Here is a 13,637-nt window from a genome sequence, read left to right as displayed (position 1 = left end):
GCGATGTACGGCAGCACTCACCCATGGCTCCCCCGCGCCTCCGCGCCGGGCCGCGTCTCCGCCCTTCACGAGGCGGAGATGCTGGACACGCCGGCGGAGGAGTGCCTGGACCGCCTCACGCGGCTGGCGGCCGGCCTGCTGGGAACGCCCGCCGCCCTGGTGAACCTGCTGGACGACGAACGCGAGTTCTGCAAGAGCGCGTTCTGCGGCGCAGGACCGTACGCCGCCGGCCAGAGCAGTCCGCTGGAGCGCTCCTTCTGCCTTCATGCGGTGGTGTCCAAACGGCCCGTGGTCATCCCGGATGCGCGGCTCGATCCGCGGGTGAGCAGGCACCCCGCCGTCATCCGTGGGGAGATCGGGTCGTACCTGGGGATTCCGCTGATCACGCACGACGGCCACCCCATCGGCAGCCTGTGCGTGGTGGACGCGGTCGCCCGCGAGTGGACGGAGCGCGACGTGGCGCTGCTCTCGGACCTGGCGAGCTCCGCCGCCAGCGAGATCGACCTTCGCCGCGAGCTCCTGAGGCGCAGCCGTTCCGAGGCCGCGCTGGAGCTGGAGCGCGCGTGCCTGGAACAGCTCTTCACCAGCGCCCCCGACGGGCTGGTGCTGCTGGACCCGCACGACCGGGTGCTGCGCGTGAACCCCGAGTTCACGCGGATGTTCGGCTACTCGCAAGAAGAGGTGGTGGGCAGGACCATCAACTCGCTGATCGTTCCCGAGGACGGCCAGGACGACGCCACCAAGCTCACCAGCCGGGTCGCGTCCGGCAAGCGGGTGGCGGCGGAGGTCACGCGGCGGCGCAAGGACGGCACGCCGCTCAGCGTGTCCGTCCTGGGCGCACCCATCGAGGTGGAGCGGGGGCAGGTGGGCGTCTACGGCATCTACCGCGACATCGGCGAACGGAAGGAGATCGAGCGGCTCAAGGAGCAGATCCCGGCCATCGTCTGCCACGAGCTGCGCACCCCGCTCACCGCCCTGCGCGGCTCGCTGGGGCTGCTGGCCGGCGGGCTCATGACGGCACGCCCCGAGCGCGGCCGGGAGATGCTGGACATGGCCGTGCGCAACACCGAGCGGCTGCTCCGGCTGGTGGGCGACCTGCTGGACATGGAGCGCCTGAACGCCGGCCACGTGTCGGTGGAGGCGCGCTGGTACCCGGCGGACGAGCTGATCGCGCAGGCGCTGGAGGTGGTGCGGCCCGCGGCGGAGGCGGCGGGCGTGTGGCTGATCGCCCACTCGGCGAAGACGCGGGTCTGGTGCGACCCCGACCGCATCGTGCAGGTGCTGATCAACCTGGTGGCCAACGCGGTGAAGTTCTCGCCCGCCGGCGCCACGGTGTGGCTGGGGGTGGAAGAGGCGGGGACGGAGGTCGTCTTCTCCATCCGCGACCAGGGGCGCGGCATCCCGGCCGAGAAGCTGTCGGCCATCTTCGAGCCCTTCGAGCAGGTGGAGATGATGGACAGCCGCGAGAAGGGCGGCACCGGGCTGGGCCTCGCCATCTGCCGGCGCATCGCCGGCCTGCACCGGGGCCGGATGTGGGTGGAAAGCGCGCCGGGGGTGGGCAGCACCTTCTTCCTGGGGCTCCCCGCGCCCCGCGACGGCCGCATGGACCGCATCGGCGCCGGGTCTCCGGCGCCGATCCCCGCGTCACGGGCCTGATCCCGCCCCGTACCCGATCTTTTCCACCGCGGCCAGGAACTCCGCGGCCGATACGGGCTTCGCGAGCGCGGGCACGCGGGCCTCGGCCAGCGTACGGGCCGCCTGGGCGCTGGCGATGTCTCCCGTGAGGAAGAGCACCCGCCGCTCCAGCCCTTCGCCCCGCGCCTGCAGCCGCTTCAGCAGCTCCTCGCCATCCAGCCCGGGCATGCGCAGGTCGGAAACGATCACGTCGTATCCCCGCTCGTCCGATTCCAGGACCTGGAGGGCCTGCCCGCCTTCCGCCGCCTCGTCGGCGTGGTGGCCGCGGCGGCGCAAAATGCGGACGAGCACCCGCCGCACGGCATCTTCGTCGTCCACCACCAGCACGCGGAGCGGAGAGCCGGGCAGCTCGTCGGTACGCTCCGGCGCAGGTCCCGGCACGGGCGCCGGGGCGGCGGTACTCCCCGGGAGGTCGATCCGGAAGGTGGTGCCCCGCCCCGCCTCGCTGTCCACCCGGATCTCGCCCCCGTGCTCGGTGACGATGCTGTGGACGAGGGAAAGGCCCAGCCCCGTCCCGTGCCCGGGTGCCTTGGTGGTGAAGAACGGGTCGAAGATGCGGTCCAGGTGGTGGGCGGGGATCCCCGTGCCCGTGTCGATGATCTCCACCGAAACGCCCATCGGCGCGGGGCGCGTGCGCACGGCCAGGCGGCGGTCGCCACCGCTTTCGTCCATGGCCTGCTCCGCGTTGACCACCAGGTTCAGCAGCACCTGCTCCAGCTGGCCGCGGTCGGCCGAGACGATGGGGAGCCCGTCGGCCAGGTCCTCGCTCGTTTCCACGTTCCGCGTGGTGAGCGAGTACGCCCGGGTCTTCAGCACGTGGCGAACCACGTCGTTCAGGTCGATCGGCTCGCGCGTGCCGGTTTCTTCCTGCGTGTCGCGCGCGACGGCCCGCAGGTCCGAGACGATGTTCGCCATCCGCTCCGCCTCGCGGATGATCGTGCGCAGGTCGTCGCGCTCGGACTCCGTGCGCGCATCCAGGAGCAGCATCTGCGCAAAGCCGAGGACCGCGCTCAGCGGATTGTTCAGCTCGTGGGCCACGCCCGCCACCAGCGTGCCGATCCCCGCCAGCCGCTCGGCGCGGCGAAGGTGCCTCTCGTGGGCGATGGCTTCGCTGGCGTCCTGGATGATGGTGAAGAAGAGGGTGCGGCCCTGCTCTTCGACCCCGCCGGCAAAGGTATCGAGAACGATGATCGCGCCGTCGGAAAGGCGCCGCCTGCGCACGCGCCCGCTCCAGCTCCCGGTGTTCCGCACGGTGGCCAGCATGTGCTCGAACTCGCGTCGCGCGTCGTCGTCGGGAAGGAACGCGTCCACGGTGGGAGCCGGGTCGGCGCCGGCATCGTAGCCCAGCAGCCGGCCGTGCGTCCGGTTGGAGAACACCCACTCGCCCTCGGCGGTGACGATGCTGACGCCCTGCTCGTCGAGGCCTTCGAGGGCGCTGGCCAGCAGGTGCACCTTCTGCTCGCGCGACCGGTCGGCGGTGACGTCCCGCTGCACCCCCACGAAATGGGTGAGCGACCCGAGCTCGTCCTGGACGGGGGTGATGGAGAGGCGGTTCCAGAAGGGCGTTCCGTCGTGGCGGTAGTTGAGCAGCTCGGTGCGGATGGGCTCGGCGGCCTGAAGCGCCCGGCGGATGCCGGCCACCGCGGCCGGGTCGGTGCCGGCGCCCTGCAGGAACCGGCAGTTCATGCCCACGACGTCGGCGGCCGGGTAGCCCGTCATGCGCTCGAACCCCGGGTTCACGTACACGATGGGGTCGTCGGGCTGGTGCGGATCGGTGATGATGATCCCTTCCTCGACGGCCGCGATGGCGCGGTCGCGCAGCCTCAGGTCCTGCTCCACGGACTTCGCCTGCGTCACGTCGACCATCACCCCCGCCAGCTCGCGCCTTCCCCCCACGTTCACCACCTTCACGATGTCGCGCAGCCAGACGGTGCGCCCGTCGGCGGCGATCATCCGGTAGTCGCAGGTGCGCGGTACGTTGTTCCTTGCCGCTTCCCTGCACAGCGCCACCGCCCAGGCGCGGTCGGCTTCGTGGATGTGCGCGGACCAGAAGCCCGGGTCGCGCGTCCACATCTCCAGCGGATACCCCAGCAGGACCTCGGCCTCCTGGCTCACGTAGGTGAACTGCAGGGTGTCGGGATCGCCCTGCCACACGATGGCGCCGACCGACTCCAGGAGCATCTCGAACTTCCGCTCGGCGGAATGCCGTGCCACCTGCGCCCCGTGCCGCTCGACGGCGTACCGGATGGAGCGCTCCAGCATCGTCGCGTTGAGCCCGGCCTTGGCCAGGAAGTCGACGGCACCCGCGCGCATGGCGGCCACGTCGGTGCCGGTGTCGTCGGCGCCGGTGAGCAGGATCACGGGGGGCGTGGTCTCCGCCAGGGGCATGCGGCCCAGAAAATCCAGCGCGGTGTGCCTGCCCAGGCGGTAGTCCAGCAGCACCACGTCGAACTCCCCACCCGCCAGGGTGCGCAGCCCTTCTGTGCAGGTGGCGGCCCATACCACGTCGAAGGCGGCCCCGGTCACCTCCGCCAGCAAGCCGCGGGTGATCACGAAGTCGTCTTCGTCGTCCTCCACCAGGAGAACGCGGATCGGCTGGCCCGGGGCGGCGGCTGGCCCGGTCATGGCGCGGGAGTCGTGCAGAGTCGCATTGAGGCCCTGGGCCACGCGCTGCGAGGATGGAGCATCCCGGCACCGGCGGAGTGAAACTACGTCCCGGCGATGTGCCGGAGGCAGGAGGCCGCCACGCCAGGGGTCAGGACCCCAGGCGATCTCGAACGGGCAGCCCGAACCGGACTGGAAGGGGACGCACCGGGAACGGGCGCCTTTCAGATCCGCAGGTAATAATAATCCCTAAGGAGCGATCCGCAATGTCTTTTTGAAGGCGGATTACACGTGCGAAGAAGCCTTGGCTGTCATCCTGAAGGAGCGGCCACCCCGAACCCGCGCCGCACCGCGCTCCGCAGCGACTGAAGGATCCGCCACACAGTCCGCGGGTAGCGCCGTGGTCGACGCGTGCCCGAAGCCCGGGCTCCGGGCAGCCTCTGTATCTCCACCTCGGCTCTGAGCGTCAGGTTCGTGCGGGCGGCCTGGCGCGCGGGTCGTCGAGCACGGCCCGCACCTGCGTGAGGATGCTGCCAGGGGTGAAGGGCTTTTGGAGGAAGTGCGTGTCGGAGGTGTGGATTCCGCGCCTCAGCATCTCGTCGTCGGTGTAGCCCGACATGTACAGCACGGGAACGCCGCCGATGAGCGCGCGGAGCTCCTCCGCCACCGCCGGGCCGCTCATTCCCGGCATCACCACGTCGGTGATCACCAGGTCGAAGTCCGCATCCTCGCGCCGCGCCAGCGCCAGCGCCTCGGCGCCGTCGCGTGCGTCGACGACCGTGTAGCCCTGGCGCGTCAGCACCCGGCGCGTCAGGGAGCGCACCGCCCCCTCGTCCTCGATCAGCAGGATGGTTTCGTTCCCCCCCGGAAGGGGCGGAGGCGCCGCCGCCGCGGGATGCTCCGCCGATTCCAGCAGCGGCAGGTACACCCGCACCTCGGTGCCGGCACCCGGGGCGCTGTCGACGAAGATGAATCCCTCACTCTGCCTGACGATGCCGTAGACGGTGCTGAGTCCCAGCCCCGTGCCGGCGCCCGGCGGCTTGGTGGTGAAGAACGGCTCGAAGACGCGCTGCCGCACCTCTTCCGGCATCCCCATCCCGGTGTCGCTCACCGCTATCACGGCGTACCGCCCCGGCGGCAGCGCCCCGTCCAGCCCTTCGTCCCCGCGGCCGACCTCCGCCTGGTGCGTTTCCATCACCACCCGCCCATGGGTCCCCGCGATGGCGTCGCGGGCATTCACCACCAGGTTCAGCAGCACCTGCTCCAGCTGCCCGGGATCTGCCTCTACCTGCGCCTCCGCGGCGTTGGCCTTGAACCGCAGCTCCACGTCTTCGCCGATCAGCCGCTTGAGCATGGGCAGCATGCCGCCGACCAGGGCCGTCAGGTTCACCGCCCGCGGCTTGAGGATCTGCCTGCGGCTGAAGGCCAGCAGCTGGCGCGTCAGCCCGGCGGCCCGCCCGGCCGCCTCGCCGATCTGCTCGATGTCTTCGAGGACGGTGGGGTCCGCCAGGTCGGCCTTCAGCAGCTCCACCGTTCCCGAGATCACCGTCAGCAGGTTGTTGAAGTCGTGGGCCACGCCCCCGGCCAGCTGCCCCACCGCGTCCATCTTCTGCGACTGGCGCAGCTGCTCCTCCAGCTCCCGCCGTTCGGTGATGTCGAACGACACGCCCACCACCCCCACCAGCTCCCCGGAGGGACCCGGGATGGGGGTGTTGGTGACCTGGGCCAGGAACGACGTTCCGTCCTTTCTCCGGACCCGGAACTGCCCGGACCAGCTGACCCCCTCCATGAGTGCCTTCAGCACGCGCGCAGCCTCGGCCACCGCCTCTTCCGAGGGCGTCACCTCCAGGACCGGCCGGCCCAGCACCTCGTGCCGCGCCCAGCCGTAGAGATGTTCCGCGAAACGGTTCCAGTAGGTGATGCGGCCCTCCAGGTCGGTGGCGATCACCGCCTGCTCCACGGTGTCCAGCAGGAGCGCCTGGTGGTGCAGCGCGGCGTCGGCGGCTTCGCGCTCGCTTACGTCGAGCATGGCCCCGATGATCCGCTCCGGTCGTCCATTTGCGCGGCGCACCAGGTGGGCACGGTCGTAGATGCGGGCGTACGAGCCGTCGGCCCGGCGGAAGCGGTAGTCCGCGGACCAGAAGAGGTCGTCACCCTCCAGAAAGCGCTCCAGGCTGCCCCCGACCCGGGGAGCGTCCTCGGGATGCACGCGCTCCGCGAACCAGTCGAACGTGCACGGGATCTCCGCGGGTGAGTAGCCCAGGACGCCCATGGCCTTGTTCCGTGTGATCCCGCCCTCGACGAGATCCCAGTCGTAGATGATGTCGTTGGTGGCCAGGCTCACCAGGTGGTACCGCTCTTCGCTTGCTCGCAGCGCGTCGAGCGCCGCGCGCTGCTCCGTGATGTCGTCGATGACGACCACCCCCGCGATGACGGATCCCTCCGCGTCCAGCACCGGTGTGGCGCAGAGGCGGGCGATGCCCGGGCTGCCATCGGCGCGCACGACGCGAACCTCGTCCGGCCCCGCGGGCTCGCCGGTGCGGAGCGCCCGCGACAGCGGCCACTCGTCGGCCTGCACCCTGCGCCCGTCGGGGTGAAACGCCACCCATTCCTCGTACTCCCCAACGGAGGCAGAGGGCCGGTACCCATGGCCGAAGATGCGGTCGATCTCCTTGTTGCCCATCAGGAGCTGCCCGGACGGGGCTTCGGCGATCACCACGCCCACCGGGAGCTGCCGCACCACGGCTTCCAGGAGGGCGTGCTTGGTCGCCAGGCGCTCCACCAGCTCGGCGGCCTCGCGCTCCCTTGCCTTGCGTTGGGAGATGTCGCGGAAGTACACGTGGATTCCACCAGCCTCCGCCGGATAGGCGTGCACTTCGTACCAGCTGTCGAAGGGGCGAAAGTATTCCTCGAACACGCGGGGGCTGCGCTCGGCCGCCACCCGGCGGTACTCCGTCTCGAACCGGCTGCCCAGCGTCGCCGGAAAGGCCTCCCACAGGACGCGCCCCAGGATTTCGGACCTGCCGCGGCGCAGCTGAAGCTCGGCCCGGGGGTTCACGTACGTGAAGCGCCAGTCCGCATCGATGGACATGACGGCGTCCGTCACGCTTTCCAGGATCCCGCTGATGCGCGCATGCGCCGCGGCCAGCTCCCGGCTGGAGGCATGGATGGCGGTGGTGTCGCGCAGCACCGCGAGCACGGATACGACGTCACCGTCCGGGCCGAACTCGGGGTTGATGCGCGCGTTGTACACGCGGGCCGCGTCGCCCTCGCCCAGCACGAACTCCGCTTCGTGGGGCTGGGCGCTGCGCAGCACTTCGCGCATGGCGGCAAGGCACTCCGGCGTTCCCGGCGCCCGGCGGGTGAATTCGTCCAGGGCCAGCCCCCGCACCGACTCTACCGCGCCGCCGTGCACCCGCAGCGCCGCCGGGTTGGCGTACAGCAGGCGCAGGTCGCCATCCAGGCGCAGGATGGCGTCGGAGGTGTTCTCGGTCACGGTGCGGAACTGCTGCTCCTGCGCGACCAGTGCATCCTGGGCGCCGCGCAGCAGGTACGTCACCTGGCTGCGCGGGTCTACCAGGGCGTCGACCTGTCCGCCGGTGGTGGTCTCGATTTCCTGGAGAATGGCCCCCAGGCGCGAAATCAGCTCCGGCAGGCGCTCCGGTGCCGCCGCGTACGCACTCATCGGCGCAACGCGGTGAGGGTGCGCGCCGCGGCCCTGACCAACCGCGGCCAGGGGGCAGATGCAGTCCCGGGCGAGATGAAGCGCCGTGCGTGCATAATGAACCTTTTCTTTTGCCGACAATGGAAAGGACCAGCCGGCGGCGCCGCGGAAGGCATGGCGAGGAGCGGCGGACGTGCGAGGGTTATCGGAGGATACCAGATTGTTTCGGGGCAATCAAGTGACGCGCGGAGCTGGACAAAGCCTCGACGCCATTCGCTCCACTCGAACCGGACGGAGGGAGCGGTGGTTCAGATCCCGCGGCGTTCCCGGAGTGGAGGTGTCGATCCAAGTCCGTCTGGCGCGACGTACCGGCCGATGATCAGCGCAGCCGCAGCCGAAAGACGAGCGGCCGGTGATCGGAGGCGTCGCTGGCCAGCACCCGGGCGCTCTGGCAGCGGGTGGCGCCGTCGACGTAGAGGTAGTCGATCCTGCGGTCCGGCGCGCTCGCGGGAAAGGTCATCGCGTCCCCTTCCCCGCATCCCTCCCACGCATCGCGGAAGCCGGCGCCGCGCAGCTGCTCGTGCACGGCGCTCTCCGGGCGCGCGTTGAGGTCGCCGCCGATCAGCACCGGCATCCCGGGCTCCGTCCGCGCGACGCGGAGCACGGTGGCGATCTCCTGCAAACGCCAGACGTCGTCACCCGTGTGGTCCAGGTGGGTGTCGAGCACCGCGATCGGCCCGCCCGGGGCGTCCACCACCGCCAGCAGCACCCCGCGCTGCTCCCGGTTCTCCGTCGTTCGCCCCGACGGCGCGGTGACCAGCAGGGGGACCAGCGTGTCGCGGCGGATGGGCCAGCGGGAAAGCACGGCCACCCCGTAGTCGCCGCCCTGGAAGCCGATCGTGCGCCCGAACGCCACCGAGTAGCCCGTGAGCCGCGCCAGCACGGCGGGCTGGTCCGCGGGGCCGGATCGCTGCGTGTTGCGGTCCACCTCCTGGAGCAGCACCAGGTCCGCCCCCGTGCCGCGGACCAGCTCCGCGACGCGCGGCAGGTTCTCGCCCCCCGCGAGGTCCTTGCCCGCGCGGATGTTGTAGACCAGCACCGTCACCTCGCGCTCCGGCGGGGGAGCCGGAACGGTGGCGCAGCCGGCCAGCAGCGCGGCCAGGGCGAGGACGAAGGTTCGCGCGAGCGGGGTCATGGGCAGCGGGAAGTGGCGAGGATGAAACGAAGCCGGCGACAAAGATGGTCCCGGCGCCTGGCCCCTGGCCAGAGAGCCGCGGTACCGCCGCAGAGAGCCCCGTGCCAGCGAACGCGTGAAGAATGGCGGGGCGAGAGTACCCGTGAACCCGCCACGCGACGGGAGTCGCGAACGGCTCCCAACCGGTCTGCAACATGCAGCCGATCCCGGCAGGCCCACGACAGCCCAGGCTCAGGGGGGATTCGATGACGACAGGGACGGAGCAGGTCTCGACCTCCGCCACGGACGGGGTGCCCAGGAGGTCCGGGATCCACGCGGTCGGCGACATGCCGTGGGGCACGCACTTCTGCAGCTTCTACGAAACGCGCGCCGACATGCTCGACACCGTCGTCCCGTACTTTCGCGCGGGGCTGGAGGACGACGAGCAGTGCGTGTGGGTGACGTCCGAGGACGTCGAAACGGCGAGGGAGGCGCTGGAGCAGGCGCTTCCCGGGGTGGACCTGCACGTGAACACCGGCGCCCTGCAGATCGTCTCCTGCTACGACGTATTCCTGCAGGACGGCGGCTTCGACGCGGACCGCGTGATCGCCGGGCTGCTGGCCCGGCTCGAGCGCGCGCTGGCGCGGGGCCACGCGGGGCTGCGGGTGCACGCCGACGAGGCCTGGCTCACCCGCAGCACGCGCGAGGCGTTCACCGCGTTCGAAGCGCTGATCGACGAGGAGCTCGCGGGGAAGCGGCTGCTCCTGCTCTGCACCTATCCGCTGGGCGGAAGCACGGGAAGCGAGATCTTCGACCTCGCGGCCACCCACGACTTCACCATCGCCCGGCGGTTCGGCGAATGGGAAATGATGGAAACCATGGAGCTCGTCGCCGCCAAGGCCGAGATCCAGCGGCTGAACACCGAGCTCGAGCGGCGGGTGCAGACCCGGACGCAGCAGCTGGCCGAGGCCAGCGCGGCGCTGCGCGACAGCGAGGAGCTGTACCGCGTCCTGGCCGAGAACACCAGCGACCTGATCACCCTTCACGACGTGGATGGCCGCCGCGCGTACATCAGCCCGTCGGCCCCGCGGGTCCTGGGCGAGGTGCCCGACGAGCCGTTCGCGGGCGTGCACCCGGACGACCTTCCCGCCGTGCGGGAGGCGGTGCGCCGCTCGCTGCAGGGGGAACGCACGCTGACCACCTATCGCCACGCCAACCCCGACGGCGGCTGGCGGTGGCTGGAGGCGTCGGGCTCGCTGGTGCACTACCGGGGGATGCCGCACGTGCTGGCCGCCAGCCGCGACGTGACCGAACGCATGCGCCTGGCCGACCAGCTTCGCCAGGCGCAGAAGATGGAGGCCGTCGGCCGGCTGGCGGGCGGCGTGGCGCACGACTTCAACAACCTGCTCACCGCCATCCTGGGCTACTCCGAGCTCATCCTGTACGACGTGCCGGAAGACAGCCCGCTCGCCGCCGACGTGGGGGAGATCCGCCTGGCCGCCGAGCGCGCCCGCGGGGTCACCCGCCAGCTGCTGGCCTTTTCCCGCCGGCAGGTGCTGGAGCCCCGCGTGGTGGACGTGGGGGCGGTGGCGCGGGCCACGGAGCGCATGCTTCGCCTCCTGCTGCGCGAGGACGTGCACTTCGAGGTGCGCACCGGTCCCCGCCCCGTGCCGGTGTACGTAGACCCGGTGCAGGTAGAGCAGGTGCTGATGAACCTGGTGGTCAACGCCCGCGACGCCACCGGGCCGGGGGGCACCATCACCGTCGACGTGGGCTTCGTGGACGCGGCGGCCCACGCCGACCGCATGCCGGAATACGTTCGCCCGGGGCACTATGCCCGGATCGTCGTCTCCGACACGGGGACGGGTATGACGCCCGAGGTGGTGGCGCAGGCGTTCGAGCCGTTCTTCACCACCAAGCCCAGCGGCTTTGGCACGGGGCTGGGGCTGTCCACGGTGTTCGGGATGGTGAAGCAGGGCGGCGGCTACGTGTGGGTGGAGAGCGAGCCTGGCGCGGGGGCCGTCTTCACGGTGCTCCTGCCGATCACGGCCGAGCGCCAGGAGAGCGCCCCCGACGTGGTATTGCCCACCCGGCACGACCTGAAGGACAAGTCCGTGGTCGTGGTGGAGGACGAGGATGCGGTGCGCCACTTCGTGGTGGACGTGCTGAGCCGCCGCGGGGTGAACGTGCTGCACTTCGCCACCCCGGCCGAGGCGCTGAGCGTGCTCGCCGACCCCTATCGCCCCGTGGACGTGCTGGTTACCGACGTCGTGCTCCCCGGGATGTCGGGCCCGGAGATGGTGGAGCGCATCCGGCCGGGACGGCCCCACCTGGGGGTGATCTACATTTCGGGCTACACCCCCGAGGAGACGGCCTTCACTCCCCTGCTCCGGCGCGGCAACGTGCTGCAAAAGCCGTTCGGGCCCGACGACCTGCTCGACCGCGTCTCCTCCGCCGCCGTCTAGCGCGCGGTGTGCGCCGGCTCCCGCGTCAGGGATTCGTCCGCACGCCGCCCGCCCGTGTGAACGCCGCGCCGCCGCCCACGAAGGGCACCGTGAACGACGTTCCCGCGAGGTCCACCGTCAGCCGCGCTCCGGCCCGCGGCGAGAGCGTGAACTCGGGGTCGCTCGACATGATCATGACGGCGAGCTGCCTCCCCGCCGGGATCACCTGGTCGTCCGGCTCCAGGTCGAAGGTCAGGTCGTAGAACCGCCCCGGGACGAGCCGCTCGCCGGGCCGCGTGGACGCGTAGACGCCGCCGCGCGTGAGCGACGCATGGTTCTGGATGTCGGCCCACCCGCGCGTGACCACGCCCACGCGGCTCGCGTCGCCGAGCTTCGCCGAGTCGTAGGGCAGCGTCACCATCCACACGCTGAGGTTCGCCGCGGGCCGGTCGACGGAGACACGCAGTGTGACGCGCGGCGTCCCGGAGATGCGCAGCGAATCGGTGAGCGGCGCCGTGGCGAAGAGCAGGCGATGGGTGGAGCGTGCCGCGCTCGCGTTCGCGCTGCCGCTGACGGCCGCGTCGTCGGTGATGGACTCGGTGCCCCGGGCTTGGCGGAGGGCGAGCGGCGCGATGCCGTTGCCGCCGGGGGTGGGATACAGCCGCACCGGCTCCGAACCCGGCGCCGGGAACGACGCGAACGGAACCGGCGCAGCACGCCCGGACGACGTACGCGCGGCGGTGCTCGAGACGATCCAGACCGGCGGATCGTTGCGGACGCCGTTGTCCACGCCGTACAGGTAGTGCGTGAACCAGCGGTTCACCATCTCGGCGGGCGGATCGCCGCCGTGGCCGCCCTGGTGAAGGTACATCGAAACCGGCAGGCCGCGCTCCTTCATCTCTTCGTAGATCCGCACGGTGTGCGACGGCATGACGTTGTAGTCGTTCAGCCCGTGCGCCAGCAGCACCGCCGCCCGGATGTTCCGTACGTGCGGCAGCAGCTCGCGCGAGGCCCAGAACGCATTGAAGTCGCCGGTCGCGCGGTCCTGCCCCGCCGCGAAGACGCCGCCCTTGACCGTGCGGTCGCAGGTGGCGCGCGTCGCGGGCGGGCCGCTCGCGACGAAGTCGTAGAGCACGTCCACGTCCTCGCCCAGGTACCCGCCCGGCGACCGCACCAGCCCGTTGGAGCGGTAGTAGTGGTAGTACGACGTGTTCGCGGCCACCGGGACCACCACCTCCAGCCCGGCGACTCCCGTCGTCGCCGCGGCCAGGGGCAGCGTGCCCTCGTACGACGTGCCGATCATCCCCACCTTGCCGGTGGACCACGACGTCGCCGACACCTCGGCGGTGCCGTTCGGCGTGGTATACCCCTTCGCGCGTCCGTTCAGCCAGTCGATGACGGACTTCATCGCCGTGCGCTCCGGCGTGTCGCCGATGGTCACACATCCCTGCGACCGCCCCGTTCCCGGCGCATCGGAGTGCACCACCGCAAAGCCGCGCGGCACCCACGTGCCCACGAGCTGGTTGGAGATGCGCGTCCGCGTGGAATCGTGCGGGGGGCCGCGCATGGCGCCACGCGGCGGCGAGGGTTCGCCCAGCTCCTGGCGCACGTCCCAGAAGGCGAAGGTGCGCGCGACGCCGGCGTAGTACGGGCTGGAGCCGTACACCACCGGCACCTTCAGCCCCTCCGTGTCCGTCTGGCGCGGCCGCGTCACCCCCACGTGCACGCGGTCCCTGCGGCCGTCTCCGTCGGAGTCGAACTCCGTTTCCACCCACAGGTTCTGGCGGATCCACTGCGCCGGATCGGTGAACGCCGGAACCACCTGCGCCATGCCGTCGGCGAACACGGGGCGGGCGCCTTGCTGCGCAGCGGACGGGCTGGTCTCCGGTGCAGACGGGGTGCTCACCGGCGCCGGCGGAGTGCTGGCCGGCACCTGCGGTGCGCCGGCGCACGCGGCGCAGGCCAGCGTGAGCGCGGCCGCGATGCCGGCGCGGCGCAAGAGTGATTCAGTCATGCTCGGGGCCTCTGGTGGTACTCGCTCAGCTGAGCGAGGGCG

General features: G+C 71.3%; 6 protein-coding genes. 2 read left to right on the top strand and 4 right to left on the bottom strand.

The annotated features are described in order from the left end of the window. Positions 1–3 precede the first annotated feature (3 nt). Positions 4–1,656: an ATP-binding protein gene (locus tag VGB24_RS04990; protein WP_331071859.1), complete on the top strand. Its 1,653-nt coding sequence runs from the start codon at positions 4–6 to the stop codon at positions 1,654–1,656. Here VGB24_RS04990 and VGB24_RS04985 read toward each other — a convergent pair. From VGB24_RS04985 to VGB24_RS04975, 3 genes are all read right to left on the bottom strand, one after another. Further along, positions 1,645–4,320 (bottom strand): response regulator, encoded by a 2,676-nt coding sequence (locus VGB24_RS04985; protein ID WP_331071858.1) that lies wholly within the window; start codon positions 4,318–4,320, stop codon positions 1,645–1,647. The two genes, VGB24_RS04990 and VGB24_RS04985, sit on opposite strands and share 12 nt — an antisense overlap. A 445-nt stretch (positions 4,321–4,765) precedes the next feature. Further along, a complete protein-coding gene (locus VGB24_RS04980) occupies positions 4,766–7,984 on the bottom strand; it encodes a PAS domain-containing protein (RefSeq protein ID WP_331071857.1) in 3,219 nt (1,072 codons plus the stop codon). Positions 7,985–8,342: 358 nt separating this feature from the next. Then, positions 8,343–9,158: an endonuclease/exonuclease/phosphatase family protein gene (locus VGB24_RS04975; protein ID WP_331071856.1), complete on the bottom strand. Its 816-nt coding sequence runs from the start codon at positions 9,156–9,158 to the stop codon at positions 8,343–8,345. A 245-nt stretch (positions 9,159–9,403) separates the two neighbouring features. Between VGB24_RS04975 and VGB24_RS04970 the strand changes: the two genes are divergently transcribed. After that, positions 9,404–11,602: an MEDS domain-containing protein gene (locus VGB24_RS04970; RefSeq protein WP_331071855.1), complete on the top strand. Its 2,199-nt coding sequence runs from the start codon at positions 9,404–9,406 to the stop codon at positions 11,600–11,602. Positions 11,603–11,627: 25 nt separating this feature from the next. Here VGB24_RS04970 and VGB24_RS04965 read toward each other — a convergent pair whose 3' ends face one another. Beyond that, entirely contained in the window at positions 11,628–13,595 is a 1,968-nt protein-coding gene (locus VGB24_RS04965) for a Xaa-Pro dipeptidyl-peptidase (RefSeq protein WP_331071854.1), read from the bottom strand. Between the last annotated feature and the right edge of the window lie 42 nt (positions 13,596–13,637).

Origin of the sequence: Longimicrobium sp., from assembly GCF_036399935.1 — a bacterium.
Lineage (GTDB): Bacteria > Gemmatimonadota > Gemmatimonadetes > Longimicrobiales > Longimicrobiaceae > Longimicrobium.
The sequence above is the reverse complement of the archived record's forward strand: the minus strand, read 5'-3'. Positions and strand labels throughout refer to the sequence as shown.